This window comes from Rhizobium rhododendri (assembly GCF_007000325.2).
GTDB lineage: Bacteria > Pseudomonadota > Alphaproteobacteria > Rhizobiales > Rhizobiaceae > Rhizobium > Rhizobium rhododendri.
In genome coordinates this window covers 1,362,114-1,378,090 of the sequence record NZ_CP117268.1, presented here as the reverse complement: position 1 = coordinate 1,378,090, position 15,977 = coordinate 1,362,114, and the positions used below count along the sequence as shown (strand labels likewise).

Here is a 15,977-nt window from a genome sequence, read left to right as displayed (position 1 = left end):
CATTGGTGCGGGAAGCGCGTGCTTTCTCGCCGGGCGTAAGCCCTGTGGCTCCCTGTTTCTCGACAATCTGAAAGGACATGCGCGCGATGGATATCGCCATGCTTGGCATCGTCATCATCTTTTTCGGGCTTTGTTTTGCCTACACCAAAGCCTGCGACCGTCTCTGAAGAGGAATAACACCCATGCTGTTCGACTACATTTTGAGCGGTGCGGTGACCGTCTTCCTGACGGTCTATCTCACCTATGCCCTCATTCGCCCAGAGCGCTTCTGATCCGCCCGGCGCCGGGACCTGAAAGATAACCCCATGACCCTCAACGGATGGCTTCAGATCCTGCTTTTTTGCGGGATCGTCATAGTGCTCGTCAAACCGCTCGGCGGTTACATGACCCGCGTGTTTGCGGGCGAGCGCACTTACCTCTCGATCGTTCTCGGCCCTGTCGAGCGCGGCCTTTACCGACTTGCTGGCACCAGCGAGCGCGAGGAGCAGCACTGGACCTCCTATGCGTTCTCATTGCTGATGTTCAATCTTCTCGGCGTCGTCGTGCTCTATGCACTGCAACGCTTCCAGGCGGTGCTCCCCTACAATCCCGCCGGCATGGCTACCGTGCCGACAGACCTGTCGTTCAACAACGCCGTGAGCTTTGTCACCAACACCAACTGGCAGAACTACGGCGGCGAAAGCACAATGTCGTACCTGACACAGATGGCAGGCTCCACGGTCCAGAACTTCCTGTCGGCAGCGACCGGCATGGCCATCGCGATGGGCCTCATCAGGGGCTTTTCGCGCGCCTCCGGTAAGGCGATCGGCAATTTCTGGGTCGATATGACCCGCGCCACATTCTACATCCTGCTGCCGATCTGCATCGTCATGACGCTGGTCTTCGTCTATCTCGGCGTGCCGCAGACGCTGGGCGCCTATGTCACGGCAACGACGCTCGAAGGCGCGCAGCAGACCATCGCTGTCGGCCCGGTCGCCTCGCAGCTGGCGATCAAGATGCTCGGCACTAATGGTGGCGGCTTCTTCAATGCCAACTCAGCCCACCCGTTCGAAAATCCGGATGCGATTTCCAATCTCATCCAGATGGTGTCGATCTTTGCCATCGGCGCGGCCCTCACCAATGTCTTCGGCCGGATGGTCGGCAATCAGCGGCAGGGCTGGGCAATCCTCGCAACGATGGGCATCCTGTTTGTCGTCGGTGTCGGTGTCACCTACTGGGCCGAGGCTGCCGGTAATCCCTTGATGCATGCCTTCGGTCTGCAGGGCGGCAACATGGAAGGCAAGGAAGTGCGCTTCGGCGTGGTGCTTTCCTCGCTCTTCGCCGTCATCACCACGGCGGCCTCATGCGGCGCGGTCAACGCCATGCATGGTAGCTTCACGGCGCTCGGAGGCCTTATTCCGCTGATTAACATGCAGCTCGGCGAAGTCATCGTCGGCGGCGTCGGCGCAGGCTTCTACGGCATCGTGCTGTTCGTGATCATCGCCATCTTTGTTGCCGGCCTGATGGTCGGCCGCACGCCGGAATATCTCGGCAAGAAGATCGAGGCCAAGGAAATGAAGATGGCGATCCTTGCCATTCTTTGCCTGCCGACCGCGATGCTGATCTTCACGGCGATTGCCTCCGTGCTTCCGAGCGCCGTTGCCTCCATCGGCACGGCCGGGCCGCATGGCTTCTCGGAGATCCTCTATGCCTACACCTCGACGGCTGCCAATAACGGTTCTGCCTTCGGCGGCCTCTCGGGCAATACGCCCTGGTACAACATCACGCTTGGCATCTCGATGCTGATGGGTCGCTTCCTGGTGATCATCCCGGCTCTGGCGATTGCCGGATCGCTGGTCACCAAGAAGCGGGTCCCGTCGTCCGCCGGGACATTCCCGACCGATGGTCCGCTGTTCGTCGGCCTACTTGTCGGCACGATCGTCATCGTCGGTGGCCTGACCTTCTTCCCGGCGCTGGCGCTCGGACCGGTGGTCGAGCATCTGATGATGATCGCCGGACAGACATTCTGAGGTCTTCCAGATGATCCTGCGACACATGCTGCGCAAACGTACACGCCCTCGCGCCGGTTCGCCGGCACGAGGGCCGGCAGCCACGACCCGCGCCTCGGACGTCATCCTGATGATGATGGCCATCCTGCTGGTCGTGCTTGCCGCTTTCAAAATCCTTCACGGCTGACCGGCCCATCCGATCACGCTTCCTCTTTCGCTGGAGTCTCTCAATGAGCCAGGCAAAATCTGCGAGTATCCTCGATAGTCGCATTCTCATACCCGCCATCGGCGGTGCATTCGCAAAGCTTAACCCGCGTACGCTTTCCAAGAACCCGGTCATGTTTGTCGTTGCGACAGTTTCCCTGCTGACGACGGTGCTGTTCATCCGTGATCTGGCCACCGGCGGAAGCAATCTCGGCTTTTCGCTGCAGGTCAATATTTGGCTCTGGTTCACGGTCCTGTTTGCCAATTTCGCCGAAGCTGTTGCCGAAGGGCGCGGCAAGGCGCAGGCGGCCTCGCTGCGCAAATCGCGCACGGAAACCCAGGCCAAGCTGCTGCAGTCGGGAAGCCGGGATGCCTTCACCATGGTGTCTGGCACGAGCCTCAAGGTCGGCGATGTCGTGCTGGTCGAGGCCGGTGACATCATCCCGTCGGACGGCGAAGTGATCGAAGGCGTTGCCTCCGTCAACGAGGCGGCAATCACCGGCGAATCCGCCCCTGTCATCCGCGAGTCCGGCGGCGACCGTTCGGCTGTGACCGGCGGCACGCAGGTGCTATCCGACCAGATCCGGGTCCGCATCACCGCGGCTGCCGGCTCGACCTTCATCGACCGCATGATCGCCCTGGTGGAAGGCGCCGAACGTCAAAAGACCCCGAACGAGATCGCCCTCAACATCCTGCTCGCCGGGATGACGCTGATCTTCGTTCTCGCTACCGCCACGATCCCGAGCTTTGCCTCCTACGCCGGCGGCTCGATCCCGATCATCATCCTGGTCGCGCTGTTCGTCACGCTCATCCCGACCACCATCGGCGCGCTACTGTCGGCCATCGGCATTGCCGGCATGGACCGTCTGGTCCGCTTCAACGTGCTCGCCATGTCGGGCCGCGCCGTGGAAGCTGCCGGTGACGTCGATACGCTGCTGCTCGACAAGACCGGCACGATCACGCTCGGCAATCGCCAGGCAACATCCTTCAGGCCTGTGCGGGGTGTTACCGAGCAGGATCTTGCCGACGCTGCGCAGCTGGCCTCGCTTGCCGATGAAACGCCGGAAGGCCGCTCGATCGTCGTGCTCGCCAAGGAGAAGTACGCGATCCGTGGCCGCGACATGACGGCGCTGTCGGCCACCTTCGTGCCATTCACGGCGCAGACCCGCATGAGCGGCGTCGATGTCGATGGATCGTCGATCCGCAAGGGTGCCGTCGACTCCGTGCTTGCCTATGTCACCGGCGCCGGTGCGTCTTCCGGCAGTGCCGATCATGACGTCGTGCGCGAGTTGCAGGCTATTGCCGACGAGATCGCAAAATCGGGTGCGACACCGCTGGCCGTTGCCCGCGACGGGCGCCTGCTCGGCGTCATCCAGCTCAAGGACATTGTCAAGGGCGGCATCCGCGAACGCTTTGCCGAACTGCGCCGCATGGGCATCCGCACCGTGATGATCACGGGCGACAATCCGATGACCGCAGCGGCCATCGCTGCCGAAGCCGGTGTCGACGACTTCCTCGCCCAGGCGACGCCTGAAATGAAGCTGGCGCTGATGCGCGAGGAACAGGCCAAGGGCAAGCTCGTCGCCATGTGCGGCGACGGCACCAACGACGCCCCGGCGCTGGCCCAGGCCGATGTCGGCGTGGCTATGAACACCGGCACGGTTGCGGCACGAGAAGCGGGCAACATGGTCGATCTTGACAGCGATCCGACCAAGTTGATCGAGATCGTCGAGATCGGCAAGCAGTTGCTCATGACCCGCGGCGCGCTCACCACCTTCTCGATCGCCAACGACATCGCCAAGTATTTTGCGATCATCCCGGCCATGTTCATCGCCTTCTACCCGCAGCTGAAGGCGCTCAACATCATGGGGCTGGCCTCGACGCAGAGTGCTATCCTGTCAGCGATCATCTTCAACGCATTGATCATCATCGCCCTGATCCCGCTGTCGCTGAAGGGTGTCAAATACCGGCCTATCGGTGCCGGCGCGCTGCTCAGCCGCAATCTGCTCATCTACGGTCTCGGCGGCGTCATCGTGCCTTTCATCGGCATCAAGGCAATCGACATGATCGTCACGGCGCTTGGCCTTGCATAACCCGCGTCGCCACCGCCGCATTCTCGCTTTCACCCCAACCAGGGAGTACTCATAAATGCTGAACCAGCTCCGCCCCGCCATTGTGATGATCGTCGTGACCACGGCTCTCACCGGCCTTCTTTATCCGCTGGCAATGACCGGCGCCGCCCAGGCGCTGTTTCCGACACAGGCCGCCGGCAGTCTTGTCGTCAAGGACGGCAAGGTCATCGGCTCCAGGCTGATCGGACAGGCGTTTGCCAGCGACCGATATTTCCACGGACGTCCGTCTGCTGCCGGCGATGGCTATAATGCTGCCAGTTCCGGGGGCTCCAACCTCGGCCCGACCTCGAAGAAGCTGATCGACCGCGTGAAGGCCGACTATGAGGCCGCCAAGGCTACTAATCCGAATGCAGAGGTGCCCGCCGATCTCGTGACCGCTTCCGGCAGCGGCCTCGATCCGGCCATTTCTCCGGAGGCGGCATACTTTCAGGTACCCCGGATTGCCAAGGCTCGCAACTTGGACGAAGCCAAGGTAAAGACGTTGATTGACACTGTCGTCCAGGGCCGCGAACTCGGCATTCTGGGCGAGGCCACGGTCAACGTTCTGGCTCTCAACCAGGCTCTTGACGCCATGGCCACCTAACAGGCCTTGGCCCGCCCCCGGGCATGGGCCAATTGCGAAAGAACGACGTCATGTCTGCAGGCGACCGCGATCAATTGCTGAGACCTTCACCCGACGCCCTGTTGGAGAAGGCCCGGGCGGAAACACGCGGTCGCCTGAAGATCTTTCTGGGTGCTGCTCCGGGGGTCGGCAAGACCTACGAGATGCTTGTCTCCGGGCGAGCCAAGATCGCCGACGGTTTCGACGTCGTCATCGGCGTCGTCGAGACCCATGGGCGCACGGAAACGCAGGCCCTGCTTTCCGGCTTCGAGATCGTCCCGCGCGTCAAGCTGCCCTACAAGGGGCAGCTGCTCGAGGAGATGGATCTCGACGCTATCCTCGCCCGGCGACCGGACTGGGTGCTGGTCGACGAGCTGGCCCACACCAACGCGGAGGGCAGCCGCCACCCGAAACGCTACCTCGATGTCAAGGAGCTGCTCGACCGCGGGATCAACGTCTACACGACCCTGAACATCCAGCACGTCGAAAGCCTCAACGACGTCGTATCGCAGATCACCCGAATCCGGGTTCGCGAGACAGTTCCGGACTCGATCATCGACATGGCCGACGACGTCGAGATCATCGACTTGACGCCGGACGATCTCATCAAGCGCCTGCACGACGGCAAGGTCTATGTCGCCAAGACGGCGGAGCGGGCGCTGACGAACTATTTTACGCCGGGCAACCTCACGGCCCTGCGTGAACTGGCCTTGCGCCGCACTGCCCAGCGCGTCGACGACCAGCTTTTGACGCACATGCAGGCCAATGCGATTGCCGGGCCCTGGGCCGCCGGCGAGCGTATTCTCGTCTCCGTCGATGAAGATCCGCGCTCGGCATCGCTGGTGCGCTACGGGGCGCGGATGGCATCGCGCCTTCGGGCGCGGTGGTCGGCGGTCTATGTGGAGACAAACCGTTCGATCAATCTCTCGGAGACGGAGCGCGACACGATCGCGGCCACCCTGAGGCTTGCCGAACAGCTGGGCGGCGAGGCGATCACCATTCCGGGGCGGGACGTCGCCGAGGAACTGCTGCAGCACGCCGCCAGCCAGAACGTCACCCATATCGTCACCAGCGCACCGCGCAAGCGGCGCTGGCGGGACACCTTCTTGGGGTCGGCATCGGACGCGCTGATCCGGCGCGCCGGCGATATCAGCGTCCACGTCATTTCCGGCAACGACAAGGATGCGCCGGTGGCAGGACGGGGTGTCGCCAGCGCCACAGCCGTTCCGTCGTTCGACTTGAAAGCCTATCTCCTTGCCACCGGTTATGTCGTCATCGCGCTGATGGTCGGCGCACTCCTCGACCAGTTCCTCGATGTCCGCAACCTGGCACTCGTCTTCCTGATGGCGGTGCTGACCTCGGCTGTCATGCACGGGCTGCGGCCAGCGCTCTATTCATCGGTGCTCGGTTCGCTGGCCTTCAATTTCTTCTTTCTGCCGCCGCGCTACACCTTCACGATCAGCGATCCCGAAAGCGTGCTGGCGCTGTTCTTTTTTTTCGGCGTGGCGATCATCGCCAGCAACCTGACGGCAACGGTGCAACGGCAAGCCGCTGCCGCCCGCCATCGCGCCCGGACCACTGAAGACCTGTATCTGTTTTCGAAGAAGCTCGCCGGCACCGGCACGCTGGACGACGTTCTGTGGGCAACGGCCTTCCAGCTGGCCTCCATGCTCAAGGTTCGCGTCGTGCTGCTGTTGCCGGAAGACGGCACGATTGCCGTCAAGGCGGGCTATCCGCCGGACGACACGCTGGACGACGCCGACATCGCGGCTGCGCGCTGGGCCTGGGATCATAACCACGCCGCCGGTCGCGGCGCCGATACGCTGCCAGGCGCCAAGCGCCTCTATGTTCCGCTGCGCACCGGCCGCTCGGCCGTCGGCGTGATCGGCCTCGACAGCGATCGGCGCGACGGCCCGCTGCTGACGCCGGAGCAGCAGCGCCTGCTGGACGCGCTGGCGGATCAGGCCGCACTCGCCATCGAGCGCATTCAGCTCGTCGGCGACGTCGACCGCGCCAAGCTTGCCGTCGAAGCGGATCGGTTGCGATCGGCATTGCTGACCTCCATTTCCCATGATCTGAAGACGCCGCTGGCGGCCATCCTCGGTGCTGCCGGGACGTTGCGCGACTATCTGGATTCGATGACTGCCGAGGACCGCGCCGACCTACTGTCGACCATCGTTGACGAATCCGAACGGCTGAACCGCTTCATTGCCAACCTTCTCGACATGACGCGCATCGGGTCGGGCGCGATGGAGCCGAACAGTGCGCTGTACTTCATAGAGGATATCGCCGGCAGCGCGCTTCGGCGGAGCGCCAAAATCCTCGCCCACCACCAGACGCAGCTGCAAATTGCCGCAGACCTGCCGATGGTGCGCGTCGATCCGGTGCTTCTCGAGCAGGTGTTCTTCAACCTCCTCGACAACGCCGCAAAATATGCCCCGGAGGGGTCGACCATCAGTATCCGCAGCTGGGCCAATCCCTACAACGTCTTCGTCGAGGTGGCCGACGAGGGACCGGGCATTCCGGGCGATGACCTCGAACGCGTGTTCGACACGTTCTACCGCGTCCGCAAGGGAGACCAGGTGCGCGCCGGGACAGGCCTCGGATTGTCGATCTGCCGCGGCTTCGTCGAGGCGATGGGTGGCACCGTCACGGCAGCAAACCGTATCGACCGGGCAGGCGCCGCCTTCACCATTCGCCTGCCGCGCGCAATCGACGCTCACCCAATGGAAGATCTCAGATGACAGGCGCAGCGATCAAGATCCTCATCGTCGACGATGAACCACCGATCCGTCGGCTCCTGCGCGTCGGGCTGACGGCGCAGGGCTACGATGTCATCGAGGCTGCCGATGCCCTCTCGGCGGCCCGGCTTGTCAAGAACGAGCCGCCTGACCTCATCATCCTCGATCTCGGACTGCCGGACAAACCCGGTCACGAAATGCTGCAGCAATGGCGCGACGAGGGGGTGATCATCCCTGTCGTCATTCTCTCCAGCCGGACGGACGAGGGCGGCATCGTCCAAGCGCTGGAAATCGGCGCTGACGACTATGTGACCAAGCCCTTCGGCGTCAACGAACTTGCCGCCCGCATACGCGTCGCCTTGAGACACCGGCTGCAGCAACAGGGTGAGAAGGCCATTTTCCAGACCGGAGGACTATCCGTCGATCTCGTCAAGCGGATCGTCCGGGTGGATGGCGTCGAGGTCAAATTGTCGCCAAAGGAGTACGACATCCTCCGCGTCATGGCGCAACATGCCGGCAAGGTGCTGACGCATCAGTTCGTCCTGAAACAGGTCTGGGGACCTGCCGCCGACGTGCAGTATCTGCGCGTCTATGTCCGTCAACTCAGGCAGAAGATCGAGGCATCGCCCGACCAGCCGGTTTATATCACCACGGAAACGGGCGTCGGCTACCGGCTGCGGGCACCCGACTGACGCATTGCACGTCTGACATCTGTAATAACGCAGGCAACTTCACCAGCAGCTGGCCCTATACTGTACATAACGTCGCATGTGTCATTTGATAAGGATGCAACTGTCGGTCTTATCATTGGTTCAGTCGGGGCGGAATTGACCGGCGATTGGAGCCGGTGCGAAAATGGGAGAGAGAAATGGAATATCGGCAACTCGGCCGTTCGGGCCTGAAAGTCTCGACGATCACGATGGGCACCATGACCTTCGGCGGTGTCGGCTGGGCGAAGACCGTCGGTGATCTCGGCGTCAACGAGGCGCGGCGCCTCGTCGATATCTGCGTCGATGCCGGCGTCAACCTAATCGACACGGCCGACGCCTATTCGCAAGGTGTCTGCGAGGAAATTCTCGGCGAGATCATCGGTGGGCCCCGCAAGAACGATGTGCTGGTCGCCACCAAGGTGCGCTTCCCGATGGGCGAAGGCCCGAACAGCAGCGGCCTCTCCCGCCAGCACCTGATCGCCGGTTGCGAAGCCAGCCTCAAGCGCATGAAGACCGACGTCATAGACCTCTATCAAGTCCACGAATGGGACGGGACGACGCCGGTCGAGGAAACCATGGAGGCGCTGGATACGCTCGTGCGTCAGGGCAAGGTCCGCTATATCGGCTGCTCCAATTTTTCCGGCTGGCACATCATGAAGGCGCTTGGCGTTGCCGAGCGTGATCGTTACCAGCGCTTTGTCAGCCAGCAGATCCACTACACGCTGGAAAGCCGCGACGCTGAAAACGAACTCATCCCGATCAGCATCGACCAGGGTCTCGGTATCCTGATCTGGAGCCCGATTTCCGGCGGTCTTCTGTCAGGCAAGCATCGCCGCAATCAGGCAGCTCCCGAAGGTACGCGCCAGTTTGCCGGCTGGACCGAACCGCCGATCCGCGACGAAGACCGCCTCTGGAAGATCGTCGACGCGCTGGTTGAAATCGGCGACAGCCGTGGCGTGTCTGCCGCCCAAGTGGCTCTTGCCTGGTTGATCGGCCGCAAGGGCGTGACCTCCGTCATCATCGGCGGCCGCACGGAAGCGCAGTTCAGGGACAACCTTGCTGCTGCCGAACTCAAGCTTACCGACGAGGAGCGGGCAGGGCTCGACAAGGTCAGCCAAGCCTGGCTGCAATACCCCTACTGGCACCAGAAAAACACCGCCACCGATCGCCTGAGCGAAGCCGACCTCAGCCTGATCGCGCCCTATCTGCAGGACGCATGATGATCACGACATCAGAGCCCGGATAGGGTCTGCGCAAACTGCCGGTCAGGCGGGCTCGTCGAGCCGCACGAGGTGACCGGCAGATACTTCGCGGTAGCTGCGTACAGGCGGCTCATAGCCGATGGCACGGATCGGGCTTCTGAGCTCATCCGTCGACATATCCCGCTTGATGCCCCGGCGCGAGGGATCGGGGACTGGAACCGCCGCGATGAGTTTCTTCGTATAGGGATGCTGCGGGTTTTCGAACACCGCCGCGCGCGGTCCGATCTCGACGATCTCACCCAGATACATCACGGCGACACGGTGACTGACGCGCTCGACAACCGCCATGTCGTGGGAGATGAACAGGAAGGCGAGGTGCAGGCTCTGCTGCAGGTCCATCAGCAGATTGCAGACCTGCGCCTTGATGGAGACATCGAGCGCCGAGACGCTCTCGTCGGCGACGATGACCTTCGGATCGAGCGCCAGGGCACGGGCGATGCAGATGCGCTGACGCTGGCCGCCGGAAAACTCGTGCGGGTAGCGGCTCATCATGTCGGCCTTCAGGCCGACACGTTCCAGCAGGTCGGCCGCCTTGTCGCGCGCCTGGGTGCGGGTCGCGAGGCCGTGCTCGATCACGGGCTCGGCGACGGTAAAGCCGATGGTCAGGCGGGGATTGAGGCTGGCGAACGGGTCCTGGAAGATCATCTGGATGCTGCGACGCATCTGGCGAAGGGCCAGTGAATCCAGCTTCATCACGTCGTAGCCGTCGAGATGCACCTCTCCGCCATCGGGCTCTATGAGACGCATGATGGAGCGCCCGGTGGTCGACTTGCCGCAACCGCTTTCGCCGACAAGCGACAGCGTTTCGCCCTGAAAAAGATCGAACGAGACGTTTTCCACCGCATGGATGGCGCCGGTCTTTCGCCCCAGCAGGCCGCCATGGATATCGAAGCGGGTGGTGAGGTTCTTGACGTCGAGGATCGGCGTCTGGCGGCGATCGACGGTGTCTGCCACCTCGCCCGGTTGCTGGAGGACACCGGTTGCCGCATCGACGACGGGGAAACGCAGCGGCCAGGCCTTGTCCGTCATCGAACCGAGGCGGGGGACGGCGGAGAGGAGAGCCCGGGTATAGGGATGCTTGCCGCGATGGAAGATATCGTCGGTCGCGCCGCTCTCGACCGCTTCGCCGCGATACATGACGATGGTGCGGTCGGAAATTTCGGCGACGACGCCCATGTCGTGGGTGATGAAGAGGACGGACATGCCTTCCTCCTCCTGCAGGATCTTGATGAGGTCTAGGATCTGCCCCTGGATCGTTACGTCGAGCGCGGTGGTCGGCTCGTCGGCGATCAACAGCTTCGGCCTCGAGGCCAGCGCCATGGCAATCATCACCCGCTGGCGCATGCCACCAGAGAACTGGTGCGGATACTCATTGAAGCGCGAGGCGGCGTTGGGAATGCGCACCTTCTCAAGGAGGCGAATGGTCTCTGCCTTTGCCTCGGCCTTCGAAATATCGCCGTGGCAGGTGAGTGCTTCCGAGATCTGGCGGCCGATGGTGAAGATCGGATTGAGCGAGGTCATCGGCTCCTGGAAGATCATCGCGACGTCCTTGCCGCGAACGCCTCTCATTTCCTTGTCGGACAGTGAAAGGATATCGCGGCCTCCAAGCAGGATGCTGCCCTCGATCCGGCTGCTGTTGGCAGCAAGCAGGCGCATGATCGACAGCGAGGTCACACTCTTGCCCGACCCGCTTTCCCCGACAATCGCCACGGTTTCACCGGGCATGACATCGAAGGAGATGTCGCGGACGACCGAACGCCACTGGCCATCGACGCGAAAAGAGGTCGTCAGATGGGAGACTGACAGCACCGGCACTGCACCGGTCATGGTCTTCTCAGCGGCTGTATCGGTCATGGAGTACCTCGATATCTGCTATGGGCGGCCGAGTTTCAAACGGATTTCGGCGAGGTGGCAAAGGAGGCCGACGATAGCCCGGCGGCCTTGCGCTCGGCCTCCATCCGCGCAATTTCCGCATCGATTGCGCTGCGGTCGATCATGCCGCTCGGGTTCTCCCGGGTTGGCGCGGTTTCGGCGACGGGCAGGTAGCGCTCCTTTGCCACGGCGTAGAGACGCCGCAGTTCGGCGAGCGGTTCGGCGTGGTCGTCGACGCGGATGTTGAGCCAGGCATAGTCCTGGTCGCGGTAAATCACGAGCGCTGCAGATTGCTGCCCGCGCTTGTCGCCGCCGGCGTCTTCGCCGGCCTGCATCGCTTCCAGCAGCCGTTCGGCCAACGGCGCTCCGGACGTCTTCTTGAATGTCTCGAGCGTTTTGGCGATCACCTGCGGGCCGGACAGCATGTTGCCGGCAACGGAAACGTTCTCGTCGACGAGATGGCCGGCCCAATCGATGCATTTTCCCCCGGTAAAGGCTGCGTTGCGGCCCTTGCCGTCGATCAGGTGCAATTGACGCTGCTCGTGGCCGTCGTCGCGATTTGTGAGTGCAGCAATGGTCTGCTGCGGCGTCTTGCCCTCGGCCAACATGATCAGGCCGTCCGTTCCATAGAGCGGGCTCGAGAAAGCCTGCGTCGCGATGGCGCCGACACCCCCGCGTATATGAGGCACGATGCTGCCGACCGCGAAAAAACGCGTGGCGACGGCGATGGCGAGGTGGCCGGTTTCGGGATCGCGGGTAACGATGGACCAGGTCATATCAACGCCCCACTGCATAGGCTTGCATTAGCCGCGGTGTGGCCGCTGCCCGGAGCAAGCCGCAGGCGTCGCGTCCGGCCGCAGTCAGCCGGCCAACGGTCCACTCGTCCGCAACCGTCAACCGGTGACCCTTGGCGCGCAGGGCTTCCAGCACCTCCGACCCGAAATTCGCCTCCACCGTCAAACCGCCTGGCTCGCGGGTGCGGGGATAGAACGAGCTCGGAAAATGGGTCGTGTGGAACAGCGGCGTGTCGATCGCCTGCTGCAGGTTCATCTTGTGGTGGACGTAGTGCAGGAAGAACACCAGCTGCCACTGGTCTTGCTGGTCGCCACCGGGCGTTCCGAAAGACAGAGCCGGGCGGCCCTCGTGGAGTGCTATCGACGGCGTCAGGGTGGTCCTCGGCCGCTTGCCGGGTGCAAGCGACGAGGGCAGCCCAGGCTTCAGCCAGAACATCTGGGCCCGGGAATTGAGGCAGAAGCCGAGGCCCGGAATGGTCGGAGACGATTGCAGCCAGCCGCCCGAGGGTGTCACGGACACCATGTTGCCCTCGCGGTCGATCACGTCGATATGCACGGTGTCGCCGCGCTTTTCGGTCAGATGCGACATGGTCGGCTCGTAGACGGCGCCCGACTTGGCAGCCGAGTTATCCAGCATGGCCATCGTCGCGTCCCACTGGGCCTCGAAACCCACAAGCTTGCCGGGGCGCAGGTCGATCGAGGCTTCGGGTGCGATCAGCTTGCGACGTTCCGCAGCATAGGCTTCCGACAGGAGGTGGTCGAGCGGTACGTCGCAGAAATCGGGATCGCCGTAGTAGACCTCGCGGTCGGCAAAGGCGAGCTTCATCGCCTCGGTGACGGTGTGGACGAAATCGGCGCCCGCCGGGTCCATCGCGGCGATATCGAAGCCTTTCAACAGCGACAGCGCCTGCAGGAAGACGGGTCCCTGACCCCAGGTGTCGGTCTTTGCCACCGTCCAGCCATGATAGTCGAACGTCTGCGGCGCCTCGACGGTCGCCGACCAGCCGGCCATGTCTTCGCCGGTCAGTACGCCCTTGTGCCTTGTTCCGCTCGCGTCCATCACCGCATTGTTGCGCACGTAGCCATCGATCGCCTCGGCAATGAACCCTTTGTAGAATGCGTCTCGGGCAGCATCGACCTGCGCCTCGCGGCCGCGCTTGCTTTCCGCCTCGGCGATAACCCGGCGCCATGTTTCGGCCAGTGCCGGCTGTCGAAAATTCGAATGTGGCTCCGGATGAGAACCGCCGGGAAGCCAGTGGGCATGGGATGTAGGCCACTCCGTTTCGAAGAATTGGGAAAGGCCCTTGATGGTTGCCGAAACCCGGGGAAGGACTGGATGGCCATTTTCGGCGTAATAAATAGCCGGCTCAAGAACATCGCGGACGGTCATCGTGCCATAGTCGCGCAGCATTAGCATCCAGCCGTCGAAGGCGCCCGGAATGACGGTCGATAGCAGCCCATCGCCGGGAATGAGCGTCAGGCCTTCACTCGTGTAGTGCTCGATGGTGGCGCCGGCCGGGGCGGGACCCTGGGCGCAGATCACCTCCACCTTGCCCTTCTTCTTCGAATAGATCAGCGCCGGCAGATCGCCGCCTGGACCGCACAGATGCGGTTCTATGATCTGCAGGACGAAACCGGTAGCAACAGCGGCGTCGAATGCATTGCCTCCCTTTTCCAGGATGCTCATACCGACCGCCGAGGCGATCCAGTGGGTGGATGTGACAACACCGAAGGTGCCGAGGATCTCGGGGCGCGTGGTAAAAGCGTTCATGGCAAAGTCCTTTGAGAGTTATCAGGCATCGCGCGGGTCGAGGGCATCGCGAAGTCCGTCGCCGAGAAGATTGAAACCGATAACGACGAGGAAGATCGCCGCTCCAGGCCACATGGCCATCCACGGCGCCTGGCCGAGAAAGTTCTTGGCGACGTTGAGCATGGAGCCCCAGCTCGGTGCCGGCGGCTGCTGGCCGAGGCCGAGGAATGAGAGGCTCGCCTCGGCAATGATTGCCGTCGCGATGGTTAGGGTGGCCTGTACGAGGATCGGGGCGAGCACGTTGGGCAGGATGTAGCGGGTGATGATGCTGAAGTGACGAAGACCGATCGAGCGGGCGCCTTCGACATATTCCTCGGTCTTGACGGCCATCACCTGGCCGCGCGTCAGGCGGATGAAGACGGGCATGGCGGAGAGGCCGATGGCAATCATGGCGTTGGTGAGGCTTGGTCCGAGGAAGGCGGCAAGCGCGATGGCCATGATCAGGAAAGGCATGGCGAGAAACGCTTCCGTCACACGCGAGATGATCATGTCGATCCAGCCGCCGAAATAGCCGGAGATAAGGCCGAGCGGCACGCCGATGACGACTGCGATGGCCACCGAGAAGATGCCGGCCATCAGCGACGCCCGCGCGCCCCAGATCATGCGCGAAAGGATGTCGCGACCGATGTCGTCGGTGCCCAGCCAATGGGCCGCTGAGGGTGCCTTGCGGATGGAAGACCAGCTGGTGGCGATAGGATTGGGGATGGGCAGGAGGGGTGCTGCAATCGCCATGACGACAAAGAACAGGATGATGACAAGCCCAATGAGCGCGCCCTTGTTGGCTTTGAGCTTGCGCCATGCGCGGTTGGTCGAGCGCGGGCTGGCGGTTGAAACCGGGATGGAAGCGACGGGGTTGATCGTGCTCATAGGGCGGCCCTTAGTCTCGGATTGAGAAGGACGGAAAACACGTCGGCAACGAGGTTCATGAAAATGAAGCCCACGGCGGTGCAGAGCACCACGCCCTGGACGACCGCATAGTCGCGGTTGAAGACGGCATCGACGATCAGCTTGCCGAAGCCGGGAATGGTGAAGATCTGCTCGGTCAGCACCGCGCCCGCCAGCAGTTCGCCGAACAGCAGGGCACTGACGGTGATGATCGGCAGCAGCGCATTGCGAAACGTATGCTGCAATACCACGGCAGATTCCTTGAGACCCTTGGCGCGCGCCGTTCGGATGTAATCGGCGCTGAGCACGCTCAGCATGGAGGATCGTGTGTGGCGCATCAGGGTTGCCGCCAGCGCATTGCCCAGCACGAAGGCGGGCATCAGCATCGTCTTGATCGATTGCAGCGGATCGTCGAAGAAGGGCTGGTAGCCGGAGGCCGGCAGCCAGCCGAGCTTTACCGAAATCAGCAGGATCAACATGATGCCGAGCCAGAAATTCGGGATCGACAGGCCGCACAACGCGACGATGTTGGCGAAAAAGTCGATGATCGTGTTGCGCTTGACGGCCGCGAGGATGCCCATCGGAATGCCGATGACGACGGCAAAAATCATCGACATGATGGCCAGCTGCAAGGTCACCGGCAGTTTCTGGGCGACCAGGGTGAGGACGGGCTGGTTGGTGCGCAGCGAGATGCCAAGGTCGCCCTTGAGCACCGCGCCCAGCCAGTACCCGTATTGATAGACGACGGGATCGTTCAGCCGGTATTTCTCACGCAGGAATTCTATGACCTGCGGGTCCCGCTCTTCGCCCGCCATGGCAAGGACGGGATCGCCGGGCAAAAGCTTCTGCAGCGAAAAGACGAAGATCGAGATGATGATGAGCGTCGGTATGGCGACGAGCAGTCTCTTTCCGATGTAGGTGTACATGGCCGATCCCAACCTTTTGCATCGGCCGCGCGAGAGTTCCCCGCGCGGCTGG

Annotated in this window: 13 protein-coding genes; 8 read left to right on the top strand and 5 right to left on the bottom strand. The window is 62.7% G+C overall.

Annotated features, from left to right (window positions below):
- Positions 1-182: 182 nt before the first annotated feature.
- From kdpF to PR018_RS24095, 8 genes are all read left to right on the top strand, one after another.
- Positions 183-272 (top strand): K(+)-transporting ATPase subunit F, encoded by a 90-nt coding sequence (gene kdpF / locus PR018_RS24130; protein ID WP_111221508.1) that lies wholly within the window; start codon positions 183-185, stop codon positions 270-272.
- A gap of 33 nt (positions 273-305) precedes the next feature.
- Positions 306-2,009 (top strand): potassium-transporting ATPase subunit KdpA, encoded by a 1,704-nt coding sequence (gene kdpA, locus PR018_RS24125; protein WP_142831327.1) that lies wholly within the window; start codon positions 306-308, stop codon positions 2,007-2,009.
- A 10-nt stretch (positions 2,010-2,019) separates the two neighbouring features.
- Positions 2,020-2,175, top strand: a complete 156-nt coding sequence (locus PR018_RS24120) for a hypothetical protein (protein WP_162854780.1) — start codon at positions 2,020-2,022, stop codon at positions 2,173-2,175.
- A gap of 43 nt (positions 2,176-2,218) precedes the next feature.
- Complete coding sequence (kdpB, locus tag PR018_RS24115; protein WP_142831326.1) at positions 2,219-4,285, top strand: potassium-transporting ATPase subunit KdpB; 2,067 nt, start codon at positions 2,219-2,221, stop codon at positions 4,283-4,285.
- Between the two features lie 55 nt (positions 4,286-4,340).
- Complete coding sequence (gene kdpC, locus PR018_RS24110; RefSeq protein WP_142831325.1) at positions 4,341-4,907, top strand: potassium-transporting ATPase subunit KdpC; 567 nt, start codon at positions 4,341-4,343, stop codon at positions 4,905-4,907.
- Between the two features lie 50 nt (positions 4,908-4,957).
- The gene (locus PR018_RS24105) at positions 4,958-7,669 is read left to right on the top strand and encodes a sensor histidine kinase (protein ID WP_142831324.1); all 2,712 of its coding nucleotides are present in this window, start codon (positions 4,958-4,960) and stop codon (positions 7,667-7,669) included.
- Positions 7,666-8,358 (top strand): response regulator transcription factor, encoded by a 693-nt coding sequence (locus tag PR018_RS24100; RefSeq protein WP_142831323.1) that lies wholly within the window; start codon positions 7,666-7,668, stop codon positions 8,356-8,358. The genes PR018_RS24105 and PR018_RS24100 overlap by 4 nt, the downstream gene beginning before the upstream one ends.
- 176 nt (positions 8,359-8,534) lie before the next feature.
- Positions 8,535-9,596 (top strand): aldo/keto reductase, encoded by a 1,062-nt coding sequence (locus PR018_RS24095; protein ID WP_142831322.1) that lies wholly within the window; start codon positions 8,535-8,537, stop codon positions 9,594-9,596.
- A gap of 45 nt (positions 9,597-9,641) precedes the next feature.
- On the opposite strand, the gene PR018_RS24090 is transcribed toward PR018_RS24095, so the two are convergent.
- Genes PR018_RS24090 through PR018_RS24070 form a run of 5 tightly spaced genes read right to left on the bottom strand, consistent with a single transcriptional unit; the run spans position 9,642 to position 15,925 of the window.
- A complete protein-coding gene (locus PR018_RS24090; RefSeq protein ID WP_142831321.1) occupies positions 9,642-11,492 on the bottom strand; it encodes an ABC transporter ATP-binding protein in 1,851 nt (616 codons plus the stop codon).
- Positions 11,493-11,527: 35 nt separating this feature from the next.
- Positions 11,528-12,286, bottom strand: a complete 759-nt coding sequence (locus tag PR018_RS24085) for a DUF1028 domain-containing protein (protein ID WP_142831320.1) — start codon at positions 12,284-12,286, stop codon at positions 11,528-11,530.
- 1 nt (position 12,287) lies between these two features.
- Positions 12,288-14,075: a gamma-glutamyltransferase family protein gene (locus PR018_RS24080; protein WP_142831319.1), complete on the bottom strand. Its 1,788-nt coding sequence runs from the start codon at positions 14,073-14,075 to the stop codon at positions 12,288-12,290.
- A 21-nt stretch (positions 14,076-14,096) separates the two neighbouring features.
- On the bottom strand, positions 14,097-14,981 hold the full coding sequence (locus tag PR018_RS24075; protein WP_142831318.1) for an ABC transporter permease: 885 nt from the start codon (positions 14,979-14,981) through the stop codon (positions 14,097-14,099).
- Positions 14,978-15,925 carry an ABC transporter permease gene (locus tag PR018_RS24070; protein WP_142831317.1) on the bottom strand — a complete coding sequence of 316 codons (948 nt, stop codon included), beginning with the start codon at positions 15,923-15,925 and terminating at the stop codon, positions 14,978-14,980. Before PR018_RS24070 ends, PR018_RS24075 begins: the two co-directional genes overlap by 4 nt.
- Positions 15,926-15,977: the final 52 nt, after the last annotated feature.